Annotated in this window: 22 protein-coding genes, 1 tRNA gene and 1 pseudogene; 15 read left to right on the top strand and 9 right to left on the bottom strand. The window is 55.3% G+C overall.

Translation table 11 applies throughout. From position 1 onward, the window contains the following. Positions 1-299: 299 nt before the first annotated feature. Positions 300-893 carry a DVUA0089 family protein gene (locus tag F6Y09_RS10045; RefSeq protein WP_152206794.1) on the top strand — a complete coding sequence of 198 codons (594 nt, stop codon included), beginning with the start codon at positions 300-302 and terminating at the stop codon, positions 891-893. Between the two features lie 251 nt (positions 894-1144). Here the strand turns inward: F6Y09_RS10045 and F6Y09_RS10040 are convergent. The 4 genes from F6Y09_RS10040 to F6Y09_RS10020 all read right to left on the bottom strand — a co-directional run bounded on the left by F6Y09_RS10040 (position 1145) and on the right by F6Y09_RS10020 (position 4070). Continuing rightward, a tRNA-Val gene (locus F6Y09_RS10040) sits at positions 1145-1221 on the bottom strand. 67 nt (positions 1222-1288) lie between these two features. Further along, a complete protein-coding gene (locus F6Y09_RS10035) occupies positions 1289-2245 on the bottom strand; it encodes a DMT family transporter (protein ID WP_152207008.1) in 957 nt (318 codons plus the stop codon). 440 nt (positions 2246-2685) lie between these two features. Further along, positions 2686-3279, bottom strand: coding sequence for a YceI family protein (locus tag F6Y09_RS10025; RefSeq protein ID WP_152206792.1), 594 nt, complete (start codon positions 3277-3279; stop codon positions 2686-2688). Continuing rightward, positions 3276-4070, bottom strand: a complete 795-nt coding sequence (locus F6Y09_RS10020) for a CDP-alcohol phosphatidyltransferase family protein (protein ID WP_152206791.1) — start codon at positions 4068-4070, stop codon at positions 3276-3278. Before F6Y09_RS10020 ends, F6Y09_RS10025 begins: the two co-directional genes overlap by 4 nt. Before the next feature lie 119 nt (positions 4071-4189). Between F6Y09_RS10020 and F6Y09_RS10015 the strand changes: the two genes are divergently transcribed. The 4 genes from F6Y09_RS10015 to F6Y09_RS10000 are packed head-to-tail and all read left to right on the top strand — an operon-like array spanning position 4190 to position 8575. After that, positions 4190-5227 (top strand): zinc-dependent alcohol dehydrogenase, encoded by a 1038-nt coding sequence (locus F6Y09_RS10015; protein WP_152206790.1) that lies wholly within the window; start codon positions 4190-4192, stop codon positions 5225-5227. Between the two features lie 46 nt (positions 5228-5273). Next, the gene (locus F6Y09_RS10010; RefSeq protein WP_152206789.1) at positions 5274-5672 is read left to right on the top strand and encodes a 6-pyruvoyl trahydropterin synthase family protein; all 399 of its coding nucleotides are present in this window, start codon (positions 5274-5276) and stop codon (positions 5670-5672) included. A 13-nt stretch (positions 5673-5685) separates the two neighbouring features. Beyond that, complete coding sequence (locus F6Y09_RS10005; RefSeq protein ID WP_152206788.1) at positions 5686-7587, top strand: glycosyltransferase; 1902 nt, start codon at positions 5686-5688, stop codon at positions 7585-7587. Positions 7588-7591: 4 nt separating this feature from the next. Continuing rightward, entirely contained in the window at positions 7592-8575 is a 984-nt protein-coding gene (locus F6Y09_RS10000) for a lysylphosphatidylglycerol synthase transmembrane domain-containing protein (RefSeq protein WP_152206787.1), read from the top strand. Here F6Y09_RS10000 and F6Y09_RS09995 read toward each other — a convergent pair. Further along, entirely contained in the window at positions 8523-9389 is an 867-nt protein-coding gene (locus tag F6Y09_RS09995; RefSeq protein ID WP_152206786.1) for a RibD family protein, read from the bottom strand. The two genes, F6Y09_RS10000 and F6Y09_RS09995, sit on opposite strands and share 53 nt — an antisense overlap. Before the next feature lie 150 nt (positions 9390-9539). On the opposite strand from F6Y09_RS09995, the gene F6Y09_RS09990 reads away from it, so the two are divergent. Together F6Y09_RS09990 and F6Y09_RS09985 are read left to right on the top strand one after the other, a co-directional pair. Then, positions 9540-10340 (top strand): enoyl-CoA hydratase-related protein, encoded by an 801-nt coding sequence (locus tag F6Y09_RS09990; RefSeq protein ID WP_179959397.1) that lies wholly within the window; start codon positions 9540-9542, stop codon positions 10338-10340. A gap of 81 nt (positions 10341-10421) precedes the next feature. Then, on the top strand, positions 10422-10829 hold the full coding sequence (locus F6Y09_RS09985) for a helix-turn-helix domain-containing protein (RefSeq protein WP_246180458.1): 408 nt from the start codon (positions 10422-10424) through the stop codon (positions 10827-10829). A gap of 119 nt (positions 10830-10948) precedes the next feature. Here the strand turns inward: F6Y09_RS09985 and galU are convergent, their stop codons facing one another. Then, entirely contained in the window at positions 10949-11821 is an 873-nt protein-coding gene (gene galU / locus F6Y09_RS09980) for a UTP--glucose-1-phosphate uridylyltransferase GalU (protein WP_152206783.1), read from the bottom strand. A gap of 241 nt (positions 11822-12062) precedes the next feature. Here galU and F6Y09_RS09975 point away from each other — a divergent pair, with 241 nt between their 5' ends. The 6 genes from F6Y09_RS09975 (at position 12063) to F6Y09_RS09950 (ending at position 19828) form a co-directional block, all read left to right on the top strand. Further along, a complete protein-coding gene (locus F6Y09_RS09975; protein WP_152206782.1) occupies positions 12063-12740 on the top strand; it encodes a GntR family transcriptional regulator in 678 nt (225 codons plus the stop codon). A 44-nt stretch (positions 12741-12784) separates the two neighbouring features. Then, positions 12785-13669: a methylisocitrate lyase gene (gene prpB / locus F6Y09_RS09970; RefSeq protein ID WP_152206781.1), complete on the top strand. Its 885-nt coding sequence runs from the start codon at positions 12785-12787 to the stop codon at positions 13667-13669. 256 nt (positions 13670-13925) lie between these two features. Then, complete coding sequence (gene prpC, locus F6Y09_RS09965) at positions 13926-15053, top strand: bifunctional 2-methylcitrate synthase/citrate synthase (protein WP_152206780.1); 1128 nt, start codon at positions 13926-13928, stop codon at positions 15051-15053. A gap of 79 nt (positions 15054-15132) precedes the next feature. After that, entirely contained in the window at positions 15133-17730 is a 2598-nt protein-coding gene (gene acnD, locus F6Y09_RS09960) for a Fe/S-dependent 2-methylisocitrate dehydratase AcnD (RefSeq protein WP_152206779.1), read from the top strand. A gap of 10 nt (positions 17731-17740) precedes the next feature. After that, positions 17741-18943, top strand: a complete 1203-nt coding sequence (gene prpF / locus F6Y09_RS09955) for a 2-methylaconitate cis-trans isomerase PrpF (RefSeq protein ID WP_152206778.1) — start codon at positions 17741-17743, stop codon at positions 18941-18943. A gap of 162 nt (positions 18944-19105) precedes the next feature. Beyond that, positions 19106-19828, top strand: coding sequence for a lytic transglycosylase domain-containing protein (locus F6Y09_RS09950; RefSeq protein ID WP_152206777.1), 723 nt, complete (start codon positions 19106-19108; stop codon positions 19826-19828). Between the two features lie 76 nt (positions 19829-19904). On the opposite strand, the pseudogene F6Y09_RS20850 reads toward F6Y09_RS09950, so the two are convergent. After that, positions 19905-19988, bottom strand: a pseudogene (locus F6Y09_RS20850) (PEP-CTERM sorting domain-containing protein); the annotation flags it as partial. Positions 19989-20653: 665 nt separating this feature from the next. Here F6Y09_RS20850 and prpD point away from each other — a divergent pair. Together prpD and F6Y09_RS09935 are read left to right on the top strand one after the other, a co-directional pair. After that, the gene (gene prpD / locus F6Y09_RS09940; RefSeq protein WP_152206776.1) at positions 20654-22138 is read left to right on the top strand and encodes a 2-methylcitrate dehydratase; all 1485 of its coding nucleotides are present in this window, start codon (positions 20654-20656) and stop codon (positions 22136-22138) included. A 208-nt stretch (positions 22139-22346) separates the two neighbouring features. After that, entirely contained in the window at positions 22347-23084 is a 738-nt protein-coding gene (locus tag F6Y09_RS09935; protein WP_152206775.1) for a PEP-CTERM sorting domain-containing protein, read from the top strand. Between the two features lie 90 nt (positions 23085-23174). Here the strand turns inward: F6Y09_RS09935 and F6Y09_RS20845 are convergent, their stop codons facing one another. Together F6Y09_RS20845 and F6Y09_RS09925 are read right to left on the bottom strand one after the other, a co-directional pair. Continuing rightward, a complete protein-coding gene (locus F6Y09_RS20845) occupies positions 23175-23282 on the bottom strand; it encodes a hypothetical protein (protein ID WP_425481842.1) in 108 nt (35 codons plus the stop codon). Next, the gene (locus F6Y09_RS09925; protein WP_152206774.1) at positions 23255-23566 is read right to left on the bottom strand and encodes a hypothetical protein; all 312 of its coding nucleotides are present in this window, start codon (positions 23564-23566) and stop codon (positions 23255-23257) included. Before F6Y09_RS09925 ends, F6Y09_RS20845 begins: the two co-directional genes overlap by 28 nt. Between the last annotated feature and the right edge of the window lie 23 nt (positions 23567-23589).

Below are 23589 nucleotides of genomic sequence, written 5' to 3'. Positions count from 1 at the left end.
AAATTCATGTTTTGGGCATAGCGCCAATGACCCCTCCCGATCCTGCCCAGCACGGAACTCTCTCCACCGCATATGTGCGAGGAGAAGTCTCATCCACATGCTCACCGGGCAGACACGGTAACGCTATGGAGCGTCCAAAACCTCGGTACAGCTCACTTATCTGACGATTTTTTTTACACTATTCCGATGACTTCTGGACGCGAGATTTTATAACGATCTGGTTTAAAGAGTGTTTTATATATTGGCATCTTTATTGCGGCAGCTCGCCAAGCTATTACTCTATCGGGAGCCACCAGATTATGAAATTCATCCTTCTTCTTATTGCTTCCTGTTTAAGTGCGAACTCTCATTCCATCGTTATTCTCGGCGAGATGCCAGACCAAAGTTTAATAAACTTTGAAGTCCACTCCGATAGCACTGTATCTTTCGACATACTCTCCTTCTATTATTTTGAAACCTTTTTTGACAGTACATTGACAGTGACTCGGGTTAACGATGGAGAGGTAGTTGCCTACAACGATGAGGAAGGTTATTACGGCGGCCCCGCTTATGAAGGCGACCCACTGCTATTTGGCAATGATGGATCTCTGATTCAATACGACTCTTACCTTGAACTGCGGCTTACTGCGGGAAGCTATAAGCTTGACATAGGCGTATTTGGGGATAGAGTTTACCAGAAGGCAACGCTGGAGGAACAATATCTGGCGCAGGCAGGAGGATGTATCTACAGATTACAATGCTTCGTCCCATCTTCTACAGGTAAAGGCCAGTACCAGCTTACGATGCTAGGCGATTCTTTTAGCGTCCCTGAACCAGCATTCCTATCGCTATTAGCACTTGGTCTTGCTGGTCTAGGATTTTCGCGTCTACGTCTAAGCTCTAAGAACTATTAGCCCTGCGAGGCCAAAGCTGCCAAGCGTACAGGTTGCTTGTGACGCCATGCCTATGTAATTGCGGACTATTTTAAACACCATCCCTAGCAAGATCCGCCATCGGGCAGGCATCGCTACCGCTGGGCAATCCATGCGAGCGGTTTTGTTCTGATTCTGAGGTCACAGATCGGTGACACGAGAGGGTGATATGTGGCCAGATACAAAAAAAGCCACCGGGCTTAAGCTCTAAGTGACTCATTTCGTTAAAAATTTGGTAGGACCAGGCAGATTTGAACTGCCGACCTCTGCCATGTCAAGGCAGCGCTCTAACCAACTGAGCTATGGTCCTATCCCGTGACGGGGACGAAATATACTGATCCGGGCCGGGGCGGTCAACCACTTTATTAATTTTCCGGTTAATTTGCCCCGATTCGCGAATGCTTTACCCAACTCCTGATCGCTCTGCTGACAACAGTCCAGCGGTTGATCAGCAGGGCGGCAAATATCAGGGCGCAGCCACCAAGTTGGGTTGCCGTCATGCTTTCATCAAACCACCCTGCCGCAAACAGGGCCACCCAGACCGGTTCAACAATCAGGATTACGACCCCGTGGCTGTGGACGGAGAGGCTCTGGGCATAGGTTTGCACCAGAAACCGCCCCGCCGTGCCGATCACCGCACTGGCAGTGACCCACCAGGCCAGGGCCATGGAAAGGCCACTCAGGGTCGGTGTCCAGGGTTCCAGCAGGGCAGAGAGCAGCGTTGTTACCAGAGCGACTGTCAAAAGCGTAACGGCGGTGAGAGGTAGCGCGGGCACACGGTCTTTTTGGCGGGTTTCGCCGGCCCGGTTTGTCACCATGCGGTTATTGGCGGCGCGAGTATTGAGGGTGAAAAAGAGCGCAAAAATAAAGGCCGCGGATATGAAGAAGAGTTGTCCCAATTCCGGCCGGAAGCCGTTTTCCAGCGAAAGCAGCGCCAGGCCACTCACGGCAACGGGAATGGCAATCCAGGTACTGGCAGGTTGCGCCTCCTTGAACAACACCCGGGCGATGATCGGGACGATCACCACGCCCAGGCTGGTGAGAAAGGCGCCTTCACCGAGATGGGTGCCGAGAAACAGGCCCGTCACCCAGCAACTCATGGCGATACCAAACACCAGCCCGACTCTTACGCTCTGGATCAGTTGCTCCGCCGACATTCTTCTCAGGTGGCGATGCGCCAACAGGGCCAGAATGCTCCCGGCCATCAGAAATCGAACCGCCATAAACATCAGGGGCGGCATCAACTGTACGGCCTCTTTGGAGAACATCCAGCTGATCGCTGCCAGCAACGTAGAAACCAGCAATAACAAGTCGGATTTGCGAGCGTCAGTCATGGCCATTCAGGGGCGCTCCGGGCACAAGGTAAAAGCAGCAGGACAGGCTGAAATCCTAACATGAATAGCAAGCGAAGTACTTCCCGATAGGTGAAGCTCGAAGAGTTTCAGGCACAAGGCCCGGGCGGGCTCGTTGGGGCAGGGTTGTTTCGCCAATGGCCCGTCCCTGGGCCACCAAGTAGTTACAGAATCAGTTGTTCAGAGTGTTATAGACCAGGGGGGACATATCCGTGCTGGCAGAGCCCGGCACTTCAATATATCGGTCTCCAGCACCCCACCATTGCCACCAGGCGCGCTTGTTGTATAAACGCCGGTTTCCCGGGCGTCGAACCGGAAAGGGATAACCAGATGATTGCCGGACACCCGGGGCGGGTCTAAGCCCTCGAAGTCGAGGTCTGGTCAATTACGAGCACCAACTGTAACGCTGGTCACATGTCTGTTCAGTCTTTGATCGCTTCCAGCTCAAATTGCAGCTTTATGTCGTCGTCGACCATATTCAAACCATAGGTAATGCCCCATTCACTGCGTTTTATGGTGGTCTCGGTAGAGATGCCTACGGTGAATTTTTCATGACCGAAGGGGTATTCTGCAGCCTTGTTAAAGGTGACATCGAGAGTGACCGGTCTGGTTTCGCCACGCAGTTCCAGGTTGCCAGAGAGCTTGCCGGTCTTATCGCTGGTGGGTTCAAAGTCACCCACTGTGAACACGATTTCCGGATATTCATCCACGTAAAGGAAGTCCTCTTTACGCAGATGGTTGTCCCTTCGCTTGTGGTTAGTGAAGACGCTGTCCGCCTGGATCGTGACCGTGCCAGCACTGATGTCGTTGGTTTCAGAATCGTATTCGAAAGAGCCTTCAGCTTCGGTAAACATCCCGATTACATTAGCAAAGCCAAGGTGCATGACCTGGAAGCTGATAGAGAAATGTTCGTCATCAATGGTATAGCTGGCGGGCTCGGCTGAGGCGGTTATCGGGGCCATGGCCAGAACGGTGGCGAGCGTTGCCGGGGTTAGCAGATCAGTGGAGAACTTCATGTTGCGCTCCTTGTTTGTGAGTCGGTATTCTGGCTTATGTTCGAACGTCTATGACGCACCAGGCAGGCAGTATCTACCGCAAACGAGTACACCAGCAGAACCAGTGCCAACGCCAGTGTCCAGAAGGCAAATTCAACGCTGACCATCGGCAATATCGCAATCATCAGTGTGGCGATCTGCCAGACACACACGGTTTTGCGCCGGAAACTCTCTGGCAGCGGTAACTGCAGCACAGGCCAGAGCCTGCCGACGATAATAAAAGCATAGCGCATCATGCCCAGGGCCAGCACCCAGAGCCCGGTTTTGTCGAGATTAATAAGTGCAATACATAAAACGACAATCAGCAGGGCGTCCAGCTCCATGTCAAACCGTGCGCCAAAATCGCTCTTGAAACCTGACCGACGAGCGATGGCGCCATCAACACCGTCCAGCAGCAGAATGGCCAGGCCTGTCAGGGCGAAAGGCCAGGCCACTTCGGACAGAATATCCGGAAACCAGGCCAGCGTAGCGAGCGTAACGGTCAGGGCGCCACGCAACAGCGTGACGCGATTGGCCCAGCCAAAGTCCCGATAGGCTGGTCCCGTCTGCCAGCCCTTAAGGACGAGCACCGCAAAAATGGTATAGAAGATTGCCGCAAGGCCGTAGACCGTTAATTTAACGGAGACGTCGCCGATGAACGCAAAATCAGCCAAAAACAGGAAGGCAAATACCAGTACCAGGCCGATACTTAATTCCGGCACCAGATTGGCACGCTGACAATTCGCATCTGTCCTGATCCTAATAGAATCCATTCCGGCCTCTGCACGTAAGCTATTGGGGTAGTATAGCGGCACTGACTACAAAGATTTTACGGCCTGCGCCTTCGAACAGATGGGCTGGTAACTGCAAATTCGTAAGCAAGGGAGGCTTGATGTCAAAAGCACACGCTGAACAGACCACGGCACTTACCCCAACCCATACCCCAGAGGCCTTCTGGGTTACGGGGGCTGCCGCCGGAGAAATTCGGGCAACACCACTAGCCAGCGAACCAGACACGGACTCCGAGATGGTCGAGGTGGAAACCCATTATTCCGGTGTCAGTCGGGGCACAGAGAGCCTGGTCTTTCTCAACAAAGTGCCGGAAAGCGAATACCATCGAATGCGCGCCCCCTTCCAGGCCGGAGAGTTTCCGTATCCGGTACGCCATGGCTATGCCAATGCGGGTAAGGTGATCGCCGGCCCCGTTTCTTTGCTCGGTAAAATGGTGTTCTGTCTTTATTCCCATCAAACCCGCTACCGGGTACCAGCGGACGCTGTCCTTCCGCTACCCGACGACGTGCCGGCTCATCGCGCCGTGCTGGCAGCCAACATGGAGACTGCCGTAAACGGCCTTTGGGATGCATCACCCCGAGTCGGTGATCGTATTGCCGTGGTGGGTTGTGGTGTGGTGGGAACGCTGATGGCGTACCTTGCCAACAAAATTCCGGGCACCCGGGTGACGGCTATTGATATCAATGCCGAGCGCCTGCCATTGCTCGATTCCCTCGGCGTCAGATTTGCGACCCGGACCGACCTGCAGGATCACGACCTGGTGATCCATGCCAGCGGTCATCCGGACGGGCTGGTTACCGCCCTGAAGCTGGCCGGCCAGGAAGGGCGGATTATCGAGATGAGCTGGTTCGGCGACCAGAACGTAACTCTGCCTTTGGGGCGGGCTTTTCATGCGCGCCGTTTGACACTTCGTTCCAGTCAGGTTGGCAGTATCAGCCCGGCCCAGGCTCCCCGCTGGCACTATCGGGACCGACTGTCACTGGCGCTGTCCTTGCTGTCCGACCCGGCCCTGGATGCCCTGATCAGCGGCGAGAGCCAGTTTGAGGAGTTGCCCCAAACCATGGCCGTATTGAGCCAGGCGGGCAGTTCAGAGCTTTGCCATCGAATCATTTATCCACCGGCAACCGCGGTTAATTAACCAAAAACCACCATTCAGCCGGGATCACTATTTAGCAGGAGCCACTATGTACAGTTTGACCGTAAGAGACCACATGATGATCGCCCACAGCTTCAAGGGCGAAATTTTCGGCCCGGCTCAGGCCCTACATGGCGCCACCTATGTAGTAGATGTGAGCTTTGAGCGGGAGGCTCTGGACCAGGACGACCTGATCGTTGATATCGGCCTCGCCAGCGAACAGCTCAAAACGATCCTGGCTGAGTTCAACATGAAGAATCTGGATGAACTGCCGGCCCTGGCGGGCCGCAATACCACCACCGAAGTGATGGCAAAGGTGGTGTTTGACCGCATGAAAGCAGCCATCAAGGCCAACGCTCTCGGGGCAACCGGCAAGGGCCTGAGTGCACTGAAAGTCACACTTGGCGAATCCCATGTTGCCTGGGCAAGTTACCGGAGCGAGCTCTGACAAAGGCATTCTCATGACCCAGCCCTGGACGTTCATAGTACCCGGCACCCCCGATCAACGAACCGGCGGTTACACCTACGTGCGCCGCATAGTGTCGGCGCTTCTGGATATGGGGCAATCGGTAGACCTGATCGGCCTGGAGGGCCGATTTCCGGAAACTGATGCGGTGGCCGCCCGATCGATGGACAACACGTTGCAGGCGCTACCTGAACACTCTGTTGCCATTCTAGACGGGCTGGCTATGGGCGGGTTGCCTGAGACCCTGGCAAAGCATGCCGGTCGATTGCATCTGATAGCACTTGTGCATCACCCCCTGGCCGATGAAACCGGCCTGGATGAAGAGTCACGGCAAGGCCTGTTCGCCAGCGAGAAGGCTGCCCTGGGTCATGTCGAGGGGGTTATAACAACCAGTCATTTTACCGTTCAGGAATTGGTCCGGTACGACGTGGCCGCTGATCGGATCCAGACCGTCGAGCCCGGTGTCGATGTCTTCCCCGAGGCACCTGCGTTGGCCGCCACGGAAGCGCACCGTCCGGTTCAGTTGTTCTCAGTCGGCACGCTGTCACCCAGAAAAGCCCAGGATCAATTGGTGTCAGCTCTCGCAGCAATAAAAAAACTGCCCTGGCAATGCACGCTGGCGGGATCTCCTGACCGGGCCCCGGAATACGCCCGGGATTTGCAGTCACAGATTGAGCAATTGGATCTGCAGGACCGCATCGTCCTGGCCGGAGAAATGGACGATAAAGAGCTGGCCCGGAGTTTTGACAGGGCGGATATATTTGTCCTGCCGTCCTTGTTTGAAGGTTACGGCATGGTGATTGACGAAGCATTGGCTCGGGCCCTGCCGGTGATATCCTCGGACGGCGGTGCGCTGGCTCAAACCGCTGACCGGCCAGGTATAAAACAGTACGTGGCAGGGCAGGTGGCTGACCTGGAGAGCTGCCTGAAGTCCTGGATCGCAGAGCGTGATTCACTTTTGCAAGCTCGGAATCACGCCCGAGCTTCCAGGCTACAACTGACTTCCTGGCTGCAGGCCGGGACAGCATTCAAAACGGCGGTCGAAGCGCTCTTACAACCTGCTCTTGACCACAGTGTTTTTGATGGTGACTGGCTGGCCTTGCGGGAAAGTGCTGACCATGAAGCCCGGGACGTTACCCTCACCAGTCAGCTGGCGGATTGGTTAAGTCATCGCTTTAATGAGTCCGGACGGGCGGTCGAGATCGTTGACCTGGGGTCCGGTTCCGGGTCGAATTGCCGTTACCTTGCCCCCCGACTGGCTGTTCCCCAACGTTGGTTGCTGCTGGACCAGGATGAACGGTTGCTGACTCACGCCATCAAGCATCTTCCTCAGAGCGCGTCGACTGTTCATGCGGATTATCAGCTGGTTCGGCTGACTGCCACGAACCTGAGCGAGGTGTTACCTCAGAATGTTGATCTGGTGACGGCCTCGGCACTGATCGATCTGGTGTCGGAGCCGTGGCTCGAGGCCTTGGCTGACGCCGTCATCGCCCGCCACACGGCCTTATTGATCGTGCTGTCCTACGCCGGTGAATTCGGCTGTAACCTGGCCCACCCCGATGACGAATTGATTCAACAGGCCCTCAATGCCCACCAGGCTCGGGACAAGGGACTAGGGCAGGCATTGGGCCCCGAGGCCGCCAGTATTCTGGAGCGATTGATGAAGGCTCGCGGGGCCGTTGTCAGCGAGGCCTCCAGCGTGTGGCGGCTGGGGTCAGATCACCAGTGTCTGCAGCTCGCCTTGCTCAAGGGCTATCGGGATGCGGCTGTGGAGCAGATGCCGGAGTATGCCGGTCGCATCCGGCAGTGGTTTGAAGATCGCACCCTGTCCATCACCAGGGGTGATCTGGTGGTTTCGGTGCATCACCGGGACCTGCTTGCGCTGCCGGGGCACTGACGCGATGCCACGCTGGTTGTCGCACCCCGTTATGCGCTGGCTGATCACCGCGTTGTTGCTGGGCATTGTTATCACGTCGTTGGACAGCAAAACCATTGTTAGTCAGTTGGCGATGATTGACCCGGCATTCTGGGTTGCAGCTCTGGCGGTAACCATCGTACAGGTAGGATTATCAGCATGGCGCTGGCGTTACACTGCCTTGCGCCTGAACCTCGAATTACCCTTCTCCAAAGCAGTCTCCGAATATTATCTGGCTACCTTTATCAATCAGGTCTTGCCTGGGGGTGTACTGGGAGACGTTAACCGTGCCTTGCGCCATGGCACGGATGCCAACGCCCGCACTTCCGCCCTGCACGCGGTAATGATTGAGCGGCTTTCCGGGCAGCTGGCATTGACGCTGGTCACCGGGATCTTGTTGGTTGCATTCTGGCCGTTTGCGGACGTTAGCGCCGGATTGGTTTCTCGAACTGTGAGCACCAGTGCATCATTGCCGGTGTTGATACTGGCTGTGCTGATACTGGTGGCAGCCGGGATGGTTTACCGTAGGCCACTTGCACGCTTCGCCGGGCACGGCGCAAAGGCACTCAGGCTCTCGTTGTTTAATCGCTCCTCAGTGCTGATCCAGCTCGTCAGCTCAGTGCTGGTAGTGGCTACCTATCTGGCAGTTTTTGCAATATTGGCTCAGGGTCAGGACCTCAGAGCGTCGCCAGGGGCGACTATGGAGCTGCACCACCTGCTGCCCCTGAGTGCAGGCTTGCTGTTGGCCATGATGTTGCCGGTTACGATTGCGGGCTGGGGCGTGCGCGAGGGGGCGGCGGCCCTGTTGTGGCCCTTGGCAGGCCTGCCTGCAGAGCAGGGGGTCGCGTTGAGCGTTGCGTATGGCCTGCTGGTTCTGGTATCCAGCTTGCCAGGCGCGGGGGTCTTGATTGCCGGGGCTAGCAGGGTTGGTCAAAGTTCAGATCAAACAACATATCCGAACCAAGGTTGACCATGGTGGCCGCAGGTCGCAAAGCCTGATCAATCGAATCGATTTCCGGTAGTGAAAACGCAGGCTGGCCGCTACCAATAATCATCGGGGCGACCATGACATGCAGGCGGTTGAGCAAACGGGCTTTCAGAAAACTGGAGACGGTCAGTCCGCCACCTTCGATAAACACCCGCTTCAGTCCGAAGGACGCCAGCACTGACAATATCAGGGCGGGATCACCAGGCTGACCGGCCGGGGGCAGGCAAGGCACTTCGGTGACGCCTTTTGTTGGCAACAGTTTTGACCCGGGTGCAAACGTGCCGCTCACAAGTCGCAGTGTTGGGGCTTGTTCGTCGGTAAACAGGTGATGGCCTTCGGGCACGCGTTTTCTTGGATCAATGACCACCCGCACCGGGTTCACACCCTCAACCTTGCGAACGGTAAGCTGCGGGTTGTCCGCAGTGGCCGTACCGGCGCCCACCACCACGGCATCCGACAGGGCTCTGATGCGATGAAGGTGGGCAATGCCATCAACACCGTTGATCAGCTGACAGGCGCCGCATTTAGTGGCCGTGCGACCATCGAGACTTTGACCCAGCTGAGCGACAACATGCTGATTTCGGAGGGCACTGACGGGTCGGCAAAGAGGCAGGAACAAAGTGAAAAGACCCTTCGCAGCATCGGTGGCGGGCAGGCATAAATGCCACTCCGATCTGGCGCCAAGTGTCAGGGCAGATTGTCCCGTGCCGGGCAGGACCAGAGTGGTGTTCTGACGGTTAACCGACTCCTGAATGAGTTGCCACGCAGTTGAAACATCAATTGTATCTGCTGCCATTCGTTCCATGCCTATGGATAACTGTGTCAAAAGATACGAACAAAAACGTCAGCGAATCACTTTTCGGGGTATTTAATGCTCGATTGCCAAACACCTTTTGCTGAGTTGTAATGGTTTAACTTTAGAATGTTTTTCAGGGAGTGTCCCGGTTTGCAAGATGAACATCAGGTCACGGTTACTCAGGAGGGTGCGATTGCCACACTGGGGCTTGCAAATCCGCCCCGTCATGAGTGGTCCGAGACAATGCTGGAGCAGTTTCACAACCACATACTGGCACTGGGCCGCGAGGTAAACTGCCGTTGCCTGATCATAATGGCGGAGGAGTCCGGGGAAGGGCGTGGTAATGCCTGGTTTTCTGCCGGCCTGGACCCGGATATTCTGGCCATAAAAGACCCGTTAAAAGGGGCCAATCTCGGTCGCTTGTTCGCTCAGGCCTTTAGCGCCCTCAGAAGATTTCCTGGGGTGACGTTGGCTGCGATCACCGGAGATGCGCACAATGAAGGCGTTGCACTGGCGCTCAATTGTGACTTCCGGGTGTGTGCGGATACCGCTCGATTCCAGTTTACAACCGGTTCCGCCGGGCGGCTGGCATTTGGTGGGGGCACCCAGTTGCTGCCCCGACTTGTGGGGGAGTCCCGGGCCAAGCGGATCATCCTGTTAGAAGAACCCCTCGACGCTCAGGAGGCGCTGTCAATCGGCCTGGTGGACGAGGTTACCGCTGTCGGAGAAGTGGTGCTTCGTGCCACTCAGTGGGCTAAGCGAGCAGTGCGCCAGAGCCCGAAAGCGAGCCGTGCCGCCAAGCAGTTGATAGAACATGCGCGCATGAGGCCGTTGGAAACCGGCTTTGCCGCTGAGCGCGACTGGCTGGAGCAGATCATAGACAGCGGTGATCCGGCCGAAGCGCAGCAAGCTGCGCAAGAGGGCAGAAGCCCGAACTGGTCGAATCCATAATGAACGTAACCGGCGCCGTTTGAGCGGGCACATTGGTGTGTTTGACAGTGGAGTTATCGAGGGCGAGCAGTTATGCGTTACATGCAGTCATTTCATCGACGTTTAAAGCACCTGCGGGACAACCTTAAACTTTCCCGAGCAGATGTTGCCCGCATATGCAGTGTGGATGAAGCTGAGGTGGACCGCTGGGAGTCATCAGACCCCAGGCGCCGAAGTTACCCGGGCGTCATCGAATTGATGGATCTCTGTCTCAGGACCGGAACAACCCTTGAAATCCTGCTGGATTTTGAAGGCCTGGTCGATGCAGGCCAGCTCGAACTGCCCGGCCTGACCTTCGGCAACGGAGCTGACCTGAACGAGTGTCTCGTCCAGCTCGAAAAAGAAATCGGACGCCTGCAACTGACAGAAGACGAAGCCGAACTGCTACGCCGCTTCCGCATAAACACCAACGAAAATCAGCGCATGGTCATGCAATTGCTGAATCGTTGACCGCTTAAAAAATTCGCGGTTAAAACCGCTCCTACAAGGAACGCCAAAACTTGAGGCTAACTTTATATTGTAGGAGCGACTTCAGTCGCGAATCAGGCCAATGCCAAATTCACGGCAGATCACTTCTTCGCTTTTTTGCTACCACTTGCCGAGGTGTCCTTACCGGCTTTATAAATGTTCTCGTAAACATAGTTTGTTGCTTCTACAAAGCCATCAATGCTGCCGCAGTCAAAACGACGCCCTTTGAATTTGTAGGCCAGCACACAACCATTCTTGGCTTGTTCCAACAGCGCGTCTGTAATCTGCACCTCGCCGTTTTTACCCGGGGGCGTGCGTTCAATAATGTCGAAAATATCCGGTGTCAGGATATACCGACCGATGATCGCCAGGTTGCTGGGGGCATCTTCTGGTGCCGGTTTCTCGACCATGTCTGTAATCCGGTAAAGCCCGTCCTTCATGGACTCGCCCGCGATAACCCCGTATTTATGGGTTTCGTCAGCCGGCACTTCCTCAATGGCAACGATGGAGCACCGGAACTGGCTGTAAAGCTTGACCATCTGCGCCAGAACACCGTCTTCGGCGCCATCTGCGACACAGAAGTCATCGGCCAGTACCACCGCAAACGGGTTGTCACCCACAAGATTGCGGCCAGTAAGGATCGCGTGTCCCAAGCCTTTCATCTCGTTCTGACGGGTAAACGCAAAGCTGTTGTTATCAATCAGGTCGCGAATGGATGCCAGCAGGTCTTCTTTGCCGGACCCGGCGATCTGGTGTTCCAGCTCATAACTGATGTCGAAGTGATCTTCAATGGCACGTTTACCGCGGCCTGTTACAAAACCGAACTCGTGTATCCCGGCATCAGCAGCCTCTTCAACCCCGTATTGCACCAGAGGTTTGTTAACAATCGGAAGAATTTCTTTCGGCATCGCCTTGGTGGCAGGGAGAAAGCGGGTTCCATAGCCGGCAACAGGGAAAAGGCACTTTTTGATCATTTTGGCATCCTTATCAAAAAACATGACGGGGCAGAGCTGGAGCTATTGAACTGTTAAGTGTACCGGACTTTTTAAACAAACAGGAGGCCGGAAAACACCAGCTTCCAATTTGGAAATGCTGGTAATGAGGGAGCACGCACCGTGTGCTGATGATATGCGCAGCCTCACGGATTGTTGACAATCTGGCCGGTAAGGCGTAAATTTTTCGCTTATAAATCCCATATTGTTAACAAAAGTAACCATGCACGCGACAATTCAGTCCCAAACCAGGGCAGACGATGCCTTTGAGTCTCTGCAAACCGCTATCGTAAAAGGCGATTTGGCGCCTGGTGAGAAAATTGGCGAGATTGAATTGTGTGCGCGTTTTAATCTGACGCGAGGGCCATTGCGGGAAGCCTTAGGTCGGCTTGAATCCCGGGGCTTGTTAGTGCGCCGTCCCCATGCCGGGGTAAAGGTGGTGTCGGTCAGCGCGGATGAGCTTATCGAGCTGTATCACATTCGCGAAATCATGGAAGGTCTGGCCGCGCGACAGGCTGCCGAACGCATGACTGACGCAGAGATTGCCGATTTGCACGCCACCCTGGACAGCCACGAAGCGATGATCGAGCAAGCCCACGGGCAGGCGTATTACCAGGGTGAAGGCGACTACGATTTTCACCACCGTATTGCCACCGGCAGCCGGAATGCCAAACTTGCACAGATGCTGCTGGGTGACCTGTACTACATGGTCAGAATGTACCGCTACCGGTTGAGTACTTCGGCCGGCCGGCCGCAGAAAGCTTTGGGTGAGCATCGGCGCATTGCTGAAGCGATTGCCCAGCGGGACGGTGAACTGGCTGAATTCCTGATGCGCAGACACATCAATGCCGCCAGAAAAAACATAGAACAGAAAATCAGAGACGGTGTTCTGGATATCTGAAGGCTTTCCGGAAGACCTGACCCTATAACCACAGGAGCTCCACTATGTCTCATAAACCATCACCCGGTGCCCGTTTCCGTAAGGCGCTGAAAGATAACCATCCCCTCCAGATTGTCGGCACCATCAATGCCTACACCGCCATGATGGCTGAGAAAGTCGGGCATCAGGCTATTTATCTGTCAGGCGGCGGCGTGGCTAATGCATCCTATGGTTTGCCGGATCTGGGCATGACATCACTTAACGATGTGATTGAGGATGTTCGTCGCATTACCAATGCCTCCGATACGCCGCTGTTGGTAGACATCGATACCGGTTGGGGCGGGGCTTTCAACATTACCCGTACCATTCAGCAGATGGAGCGTGCAGGCGCTGCGGCCGTCCATATTGAAGACCAGGTGGCACAGAAACGCTGCGGGCACCGGCCCAACAAGGCCATTGTTTCCAAAGACGAGATGGTAGATCGCATCAAGGCCTGTGTAGATGCCCGGGAAGACGAAGACTTCTTTATAATGGCCCGCACCGACGCCTTCCAGCAGGAAGGGCTGGATGCCGCCATTGACCGTGCCCAGGCGTGTATAGAAGCCGGTGCCGACGGCATTTTTGCCGAGGCGGTGACCGAGCTCGAGCATTACAAGGCGTTCTCTTCCGCTGTTGATGCGCCCATCCTGGCCAACATCACCGAATTCGGCGCGACACCTTTATACAATCGGCAAGAGCTCGCAGACGCCGGTGCTGCCATGGTGCTGTATCCCCTGAGCGCATTTCGCGCCATGAACAAGGCAGCCCTTGAGGTTTACCAGAACATTCTGACCAAGGGCGACCAGAAAGACGTCGTAGACAAAATGCAGACTCGCATGGAGCTGTATGATTTCCTGAATTACCATGAATTTGAACAGAAGCTGGACCAGTTATTTCAGCAGAAGAAGTAACATTCGTCTGAATAAAGAATCGCGGTTGAAACCGCTCCTACAGGGTGGACCCGGTGCTCGGGCAAATTGTAGGAGCGACTTCAGTCGCGAAATGAGGCGACCGTCAACAACAAAGATCGCGGTTGAAACCGCTCCTACGGGTCTTGGGCAATATTGTAGGAGCGACTTCAGTCGCGAAGAGAGATTAGCGCCAAGGCCATCGGCCGAGACCGCACCTTTTAAAATACGACATCGTAAAAATTCAAAGGGGAACACAATGGCTGAGCAAAAACAGAATAGCGCGGGCCTTCGCGGCCAGGTTGCGGGCGAAACCGCGCTGTGTACCGTCGGCAAAAGCGGCGCTGGGCTGACGTATCGTGGCTACGAGATCGCCGACCTCGCCGAGAACGCCCAGTTTGAAGAAATTGCTTATCTGCTGCTGCGGGGCAAGCTGCCCAACCGTCAGGAGCTCGATGCCTATAAACAGAAGCTGAGTGGTCTGCGAACCCTGCCGGACTCACTCAAGTCTGTGCTCGAGCTGATCCCCAAAGATGCTCATCCGATGGACGTCATGCGCACCGGCTGCTCGATGCTGGGCAATCTGGAAACCGAACGGGATTTCAGCGAGCAGGACGACAAGATTGACCGCATGCTGGCGGCTTTCGCCAGTATTATCTGTTACTGGTACCGCTTCGTCACCGACGGCGTCCGCATTAAAACCGATGGTGATTGTGATTCTATTGGTGGACATTTCCTGGAATTGCTCCACGGCAACAAGCCCAGCGAGCTCCACGAGCGCGTCATGAACGTGTCGCTGATTCTTTACGCCGAGCATGAGTTCAACGCCTCTACCTTTACTGCCCGGGTTTGCGCTTCCACGCTGTCGGACATCCATAGCTGCGTGACCGGCGCCATCGGCACCCTTCGTGGCCCCTTGCACGGCGGTGCCAACGAGGCAGCCATGGAACTGATCCAGCGTTTCAAAACGCCGGACGAGGCAGAGAAGGGCCTGCTGGGAATGCTTGAGCGCAAAGAAAAAATCATGGGCTTCGGGCACGCCGTCTACAGCGACTCCGACCCGCGCAACGGCATCATCAAGAAGTGGTCCGAGAAGCTAGCTGAGGAGGTCGGAGACAAGGTGCTCTACCCGGTGTCAGTGCGTTGTGAAGAAGTTATGTGGCGGGAGAAGAAGCTGTTCTGCAACGCCGATTTCTTCCACGCCTCGGCTTATCATTTCATGGGTATTCCTACCGAACTGTTCACACCGATCTTCGTGATGTCCCGGGTCTCCGGCTGGACCGCCCACGTGAAGGAACAGCGTGAAAACAACCGTATTATTCGCCCGAGCGCGGACTATACCGGGCCGTCGGACTCCAAGTGGGTGCCCATCGACGAACGCCCCTGAATGATCTGTCTGCCGCTGCATGCCCGCTCTGATGTTTTCAGCGGCGCCAAAATGTTCTTCTTTAATTGAGTCTCTAGCCATGAACACCGACTACCGCAAGCCCTTATCCGGCACCGATTTCGATTATTTCGACACCCGTGAAGCTGTCGATGCGATCCAGCCCGGCGCCTACGACAAACTCCCGTACACTTCCCGTGTGCTGGCGGAGAATCTGGTACGGCGCTGTGATTCCGCCATGCTGACGGATGCTCTCAAGCAATTGATCGAGCGCAAGCGGGACCTGGATTTTCCCTGGTACCCAGCCCGTGTGGTATGCCACGACATCCTCGGTCAGACCGCGCTGGTGGACCTGGCGGGTCTGCGGGATGCCATTGCCGAGAAGGGCGGTGATCCTGCCAAAGTTAACCCGGTGGTACCCACCCAGCTGATCGTTGATCACTCCCTGGCTGTTGAGCACGCCGGATTCGAAAAAGATGCCTTTGAAAAGAACCGCGCCATTGAAGACCGTCGTAACGACGACCGTTTTCACTTCATAAACTGGACCAAGACCGCCTTCAAGAATGTCGATGTGATTCCCCCAGGTAACGGCATCATGCACCAGATTAATCTGGAGAAGATGTCGCCGGTGGTCCAGGTGCGTGATGGCGTGGCCTTTGTGGATACCTGTGTCGGCACCGACAGCCACACTCCGATGGTCGATGCCCTGGGCGTCCTCTCGGTCGGCGTTGGTGGCCTGGAAGCCGAAAGTGTGATGCTGGGCCGTGCCTCCTATATGCGCCTGCCAGACATCGTCGGTGTAGAGCTCACCGGTAAAATGCAGCCCGGCATTACCAGCACCGATCTGGTGCTGGCGCTGACCGAGTTCCTCCGAAAGGAACGGGTGGTCGGAGCCTATCTTGAATTTTACGGCGAAGGTGCCTCCAGGCTGACGGTTGGCGACCGCGCCACAATCTCCAACATGACTCCGGAATACGGCGCTACGGCTGCCATGTTCTACATTGACGAGCAAACCACGGATTACCTCAAACTCACCGGCCGTGAAGACGAGCAGGTACGACTGGTGGAGCAGTTCGCCAGAGAGACTGGCCTGTGGGCTGACACGCTGACAAATGTCGAGTATGAGCGGGTACTGACGTTTGATCTTTCATCGGTGGAACGCACAATGGCGGGGCCGTCCAACCCCCACTCACGGCTGCCTACCGCTGAGCTGACCAGCCGCGGTGTGGCCGGCAAGTGGGAAAAAGAAGAGGGCAAAATGCCCGACGGTGCTGTCATTATTGCTGCCATCACCAGTTGTACCAATACCAGTAACCCCCGCAACATGGTGGCTGCCGGCCTGATCGCACGTAACGCCAACAAGTTGGGACTCACCCGCAAACCCTGGGTGAAATCCTCCCTGGCGCCAGGTTCCAAAACCGTCAAGATGTACATGGAAGACGCCAACCTGCTATCGGAACTGGAAACTCTCGGTTTCGGCGTGGTGGCATTTGCCTGCACCACCTGTAACGGCATGAGTGGCGCGCTGGATCCGGTTATCCAGAAAGAAGTGATCGACCGTGACCTTTACGCCACGGCCGTGTTGTCCGGTAACCGTAATTTTGATGGCCGGATTCATCCATACGCCAAGCAGGCTTTCCTGGCATCGCCGCCTCTGGTGGTCGCTTACGCCATTGCCGGTACCATCCGCTTCGATATCGAGAAAGATGCCCTCGGCCACGATCAGAATGGCAATCCCATCACCCTGAAAGACATCTGGCCGGCGGACGAAGAGATCGACGCCATCGTCAAGCAAAGCGTCAAGCCGCAGCAGTTCCGGGATGTGTACATTCCCATGTTCGACCTCAGCCGGGACCCCCAGGCGCTGGTCGACCCGTTGTATGAATGGCGTCCACAAAGTACCTATATCCGCCGTCCGCCATACTGGGAAGGTGCTTTAGCAGGCGAGCGCGCCATGAAAGGTATGCGCCCGCTGGCACTGCTACCGGACAATATCACCACCGACCACCTGTCACCGTCCAACGCCATCATGATGGACAGCGCCGCCGGGGAATACCTGCACAAGATGGGTGTGCCGGAGGAAGATTTTAACTCCTACGCCACGCACCGGGGCGATCACCTGACCGCCCAGCGTGCGACCTTTGCCAACCCGAAGCTGATGAACGAAATGGTTCGTGACGACAAGGGTGACGTCAGGCAGGGCTCCTACGCGCGACTCGAGCCGGAAGGCAAGGTCACCCGCATGTGGGAAGCGATCGAAACCTACATGAGCCGCAAGCAACCGCTGATCATCGTGGCAGGTGCCGATTACGGGCAGGGTTCCTCCCGTGACTGGGCCGCCAAAGGCGTGCGCCTGGCTGGCGTGGAAGCCATTGCTGCGGAAGGCTTTGAGCGCATCCACCGTACCAACCTGATCGGTATGGGTGTTATGCCGCTGGAATTCGATGCTGGCGTTACTCGCCACACGCTGCAACTGGACGGTACAGAAACCTACGACGTGGTAGGCAATTACAAGCCACGAGCCATACTTACGCTGGTCATCCACCGCAAAAATGGCGAAAGCGTGGAGGTGCCAGTGACCTGCCGCCTCGATACCCAGGAAGAAGTGTCAATCTATGAAGCCGGCGGCGTACTGCAACGCTTTGCGCAGGATTTCCTGGAATCGGAAGCCGTTGCCTGAGGAGTCGATGATGAGCCAGACCAAAACCCACGCACCACAGATCAGGATCCCCGCAACGTACATGCGGGGAGGTACCAGCAAGGGCGTCTTCTTCCGCCTGGATGATCTGCCCAAGGCAGCCCGGACTCCTGGCATAGCCCGGGATCAGCTATTGCTCAGAGTGATTGGCAGTCCCGACCCCTACGAGAAGCAGATTGACGGTATGGGTGGTGCTACCTCCAGCACCAGCAAGACCGTCATTCTGTCCAAACCCACCGTGCCGGACCACGACGTGGATTACCTGTTCGGTCAGGTCTCCATCGACCGGCCATTCGTGGACTGGAGTGGCAACTGCGGCAATCTGTCCGCAGCAGTCGGCGCTTTTGCCATCACCAGCGGATTGATTGATCCCGCCCGTATCCCCCAAGACGGCATGGTAACGGTGAGGATCTGGCAAGCCAACATCCAGAAAACCATCATCGCCCACGTTCCCATTACCAGCGGGGAAGTGCAGGAAACCGGGGATTTCGAGCTCGACGGCGTTACCTTCCCCGCTGCTGAAGTACAGATTGAATTCATGGATCCGGCCGATGGCGACGGCGCCATGTTCCCGACGGGCAATCGGGTGGATGATCTGGATGTGCCCGGTGTTGGCACTCTCCGGGCTACCATGATCAATGCTGGCATTCCCACTATCTTCGTGAATGCGGAAGACATTGGCTACACCGGCGCCGAGTTGCAGGACGCGATCAATAGCGATCCCAGAGCGCTGGCCATGTTCGAAACTATCCGTGTCCATGGCGCGGTGCGTATGGGATTGGTCAGCACCATTGAAGAAGCTTCCAATCGCCAGCACACCCCAAAAGTCGCCTTCGTTGCCAAACCGGCGGAGTATGTGTCTTCCAGCGGTAAGCAGGTCACTACCGATCAGGTTGATCTGCTGGTGCGCGCACTGTCGATGGGTAAGCTTCACCACGCCATGATGGGTACTGCGGCAGTAGCCATTGGTACCGCCGCGGCGGTACCGGAAACCCTGGTTAACCTGGCCGCCGGTGGTGGAGATCGCACCGCCGTGCGTTTTGGTCATCCTTCCGGCACCTTGAGAGTTGGCGCAGAGGCCACCCAGGTGAATGGTGAATGGACGGTGAAAAAAGCGATTATGAGCCGCAGCGCCCGGGTGTTGATGGAAGGCTGGGTGAGAGTGCCTGGAGATTCGTTCGATATCAGTGGTTGAATTGCTGACGGGTTCCGTTCCCAGAGCGGCTTTCGGTACTATAATCAGTTCAGATTTACCGACACTATAGATAACCGAAAGAGATAAGCGTAAGAGATAAGCGTAAGAGATGAGCGAAAGCGCCGGCCAGCGCTCACGAAGACCAGCACCTGTGAGGCCCGAATGAATCTTGCCGTCAAAGCTTCCAGCCCTTTGGTCATTGGTATGTTATTGGTGTTCCTCGCCCCACAGTTGGCTTTCGCCGATACTGTGCGGCGGGTTAAGCATCCGGATGGCAGTGTGGAGTTCACCAACCTACCGGCAGCCAGGCAGGCGCCGCTGGCAAGTACCAAAAAAGAAACCATTTACCGATACCAGAACAATGATGGTGTATTGGCGTTCAGCAAAGTACGTCCAATCGGTGTCGATTTCGATGTCATTCGCTTTGAATGCTACGCCTGCCAGCCAGAGTCCAAGGTGGACTGGCACAAAACCCGACTTTACGTAACTCCCTATCAGGAAGAGATCGAAACGGCTGCGCAGCAGTTCGACGTCGATCCCGCCCTGGTCCGAGCGGTGATTCATGCTGAATCGGCCTTTAATCCGAGGGCTTTGTCCTCAAAGGGCGCCCAAGGCCTGATGCAATTGATGCCGGGTACGGCTGATGAGCTGGGTGTCAGCAACGCGATGGACGTGGCTGAGAATATCCGGGGCGGGGCAAATTACCTTGCCAAGATGCTGAAAATTCACAATGGCGATATCAAGCTGGCCACTGCCTCCTATAATGCCGGCCCTGGCGCCGTGGCGCGTTATGGTGGTTTGCCTCCCTTTGCTGAAACCCGTGCCTATGTGAAGCGTGTGGGGATTCTGCACCAGCGCTACCGCCAGAGTTATGCTGCAAATTAGGGTTCAATGCCGCCTTCTCGCCAATAAGAAAGCCCTGGAGCAGTGCCAGGGGATTTTATTGCTATGAACAGTAAATTCAGAATGGCCTGCGGCGGCGAGCCAGCCCGATTCCCGCAAGTCCCAGGCCCAGAAGCACAAGGGTGCCTGGCTCAGGGGCAGGGCTAGGAACAGGACCGGGGCCCCCGCCATTATCATCGGCAGTGGTGATATTAAGTGTGAAGAAGCTCGCTGGGAATAACACGGTATTTGCACCAGTAGGCCCAGTGAGATTCATGGAAGGCTCGTCCGGAAAAGGAAAAGCACCATTACCAGCACACAACAAGTTGTTGGTCACTCCGGCTCCGCATTTGCTCCAGCTGACGGTGATATTGACGTCGGTGATTTCACCGGAATCCGCAATATACACGGAGCGTTCAATCGCCGAGCCGTCAGCAACTCCGCCGTTGGAATTGGTAGCCGTAATCAAAGCGGCCTGCGTCGGTGCAGTTGCTGCGACCAATAAAACTGACAAAGGAATCAGGAAACTCCTTTTTTTCATTTTGATGTTCTCCGTTTCGTGTGTTTCTGCTTCCCAGCCATAAAGAAATAAACATGCCTAATCGTAACTTGCTCATAGTTATTCAGAAAAAATTTGCTTCGTAATTGACATGTAAAGCATACGGACGCGTTAGGCTTGCGTTATCCCGGGTTTGAAGATCATGGCTATGAAGGAGTGCAGTATTCCAAGAGCTCCTGTGGATATGCCTATTGCCTTTGCCACCGCTATACTGACTACTGTATCTACTACAAGTTTCGATATTCACACAGCCGAAAACGGGAGAGATTATGACCTCTAATGTCGATCAGAACGCCCGCCCGGACTACGACGACGTCCTGCAAAAGATTGCTGATTACGTCCTCACCTACAACATTGACAGTCCGGAAGCCTGGGATTCAGCTCGAAACTGTCTGATGGATACTCTCGGGTGCGGCCTGCTGGCTTTGCGATTTCCCGAATGCACCAAACACCTCGGTCCAATAGTGGAGGGCACCACCGTTCCAAATGGCGCCCGTGTGCCCGGCACATCCTTCCGCCTTGATCCGGTAAAAGCTGCATGGGATATCGGCTGTATCATTCGCTGGCTGGATTATAACGATACCTGGCTTGCCGCAGAGTGGGGCCACCCTTCGGACAACCTGGGTGGCATCCTGGCAGTGGCAGACCACCTGTCCCAGAAACGGGTAGTGGAAGGCAAGCCCCCGTTGACCATGAAGCGCGTGCTGGAGGCCATGATCATGGCCCATGAAATTCAGGGCATACTGGCGCTGGAAAATTCCTTTAACCGCGTGGGGCTGGATCATGTAGTGCTGGTAAAGGTTGCTTCGACTGCCGTGACAGCAAAGCTGATGGGAGCGACCCGTGAGCAGTTGCTGTCAGCCTTGTCTCATGCCTGGGTAGATGGCCAGGCCTTGCGAACCTATCGTCATGCCCCGAACGCCGGCTCCCGGAAATCCTGGGCAGCAGGGGATGCGACATCCCGCGCAGTTCGGCTGGCGGACATTGCGATGCGGGGGGAAATGGGCATACCCGGAGTTCTGACTGCGCCCCAGTGGGGCTTCTATGATGTGCTGTTCAATAAAACCAATAAAGATCAGAAGCTGAAGCCTGAAGACAAGCGCCAGTTTTCGTTACCCCAGGACTTCGGCTCCTACGTCATGGAAAACGTGCTGTTTAAAATCTCCTTTCCGGCCGAATTCCATGCTCAGACTGCGGCCGAGGCTGCTGTAACTCTTCATCCGGAAGTGAAGGACCGGTTGCAGGACATCGACAGGATCGTCATTACGACCCACGAGTCCGCCATTCGCATTATCTCCAAGCAGGGCAAGCTCGCCAACGCTGCCGACCGTGACCATTGCCTGCAATATATGGCGGCAGTGCCGCTTATCTTCGGCAATCTGGTCGCGGAGCAATACGAAGACAGTTTTCACGAAGCCAACCCGATCATTGATGAGGTCCGTGGGAAAATGGAGATCCTTGAAGACGAACGTTTCACCCGGGAATACCTTGAGGCGGATAAACGTTCTATCGCCAATGCCATCCAGGTGTTCTTCAAAGACGGCACCAGCACAGAGAATGTTGTCGTGGAGTATCCCATAGGACACAGGCGTCGCCGGACAGATGGGATTCCGCTGCTGGAGGATAAATTCCGCAACAACCTCGCTACTCGATTCCCCGCTCAGCGCTGCCAGCAGATTTTTGATCTGTGCAAGGATCAAAAAGCGTTGGAAATCATTGCGGTGCATGAATTTGTGGCAATGTTTGTCATTTAGCTCACGAGGTTCAAAAAGGACTTGAGTGTAAAATTCAGGCTTTTGCAGGAGACACTTTCGTCAGGTCTTTTTACACTTTTTTATATTCCAAATATTAACTAATAGTAAATTCGTTATAACCTATGGTGTTATAAATGTGGCTCTTTATTTGCATCTCCTCACGACTGAATAACGCAAATTAGCGGAATGAAGTTTCAAGGAGCATTAAGTGATTGTCACTAAAGTAAATAATTTGTGTGCAGGTGTTGTATTGGCAACCCTTGGTTCCGTAGCCACGGTTCATGCTGCGCCGATTCTCAGCATTAGTGCTCAGGGTTTAAGTGACGCCCAAGCTGCCGAAGCCAACTTTCTCGCAGGCCTCGAAGGCGGTTACACAACGGAGACCTTTGACTCTGGTTACACAGTAGGTGCAACTGGGCAAAGTCTGACCATCAACAACGTGGTGGGCACAGGAACTTTTACCAGCAACGTGCAGGGAACTTCCGGAGTTTGTAACAGCCAAGGGCTGGCCTGTAGCGAAGGTCTCGCAGTGCTGAATTCAGACAACAACCAATTTGGAGGGCGTTTTGCCATTTCCGGTGATAATTGGCTGGACAGCGTCGACGCACAGGATATGTCGCTCACTCTGATGCCAGGCCAAACCTCAGCCGGTTTTTTCCTGACAGATCCGAATGACTCAGGGGGGCTGTTTGAAATCGGTGGCAGCACTTGGAATGCTTTCTCTTTGCTTGGGAACTCATCTCTAAACAACGGGGGCGTTTATTACGATTCCCTGTATGACGCAGAGGGTCTGACTGACATCAGTATCCGTGCCAACAACAGCGATGACTATGGTATCGATAATCTGACCATGGGACTGGTCAAGGTTCCCGAACCGGCAACGTTGGCGCTGATGGCACTTGGTTTGTTTGGGCTGGTGAGTTTCAGTCGTCGTAAGCCGTCCTGATCAGATAGCTGCAATAAGCTTGATACCAAAAATCCCGGCACAGCCGGAATTTTTTATGAACACAACTCCCGAGCCCAATTGAAAACCACTTTAAAATACTTCGACACCCAAATTTAAGCCAAAAAAGACCGAGGGCCTCAGACCCTCGGGTTTCGCACAAAGCGTTGCTGTCAGACCAACCATGCCGAGGCCGAGCAGGGCAAGTGTGCCTGGCTCAGGTATTTTGCCAGTGTTACGTTGTCAATAGCCCAGCCGTCGTTGTCGCCAGCGCCGTTGTCAAAGACCAGCGAAGCCCTGGAAAAGAACACATCGGAGAACACGGTGATGTAGACAATGTTGCCGTTGTTCATTGGGCTGATCAGTTGCAACTCATCGGTAGTGCCATCATCAAATTCGAGCTTCAGGGATGCGCCCTGGTCGTTGGCGTCAGAGATGTAGAAGCCGAAGGCATTGTAATTGCCATCGATGATATCCCAGAGCACTGAGTCTGCGTCGTTGCTGTCCA

It is taken from the genome of Marinobacter changyiensis (genome assembly GCF_009193265.1).
In the GTDB taxonomy this organism is placed as follows: Bacteria; Pseudomonadota; Gammaproteobacteria; order Pseudomonadales; family Oleiphilaceae; genus Marinobacter; species Marinobacter changyiensis.
The sequence above is the reverse complement of the archived record's forward strand: the minus strand, read 5'-3'. Positions and strand labels throughout refer to the sequence as shown.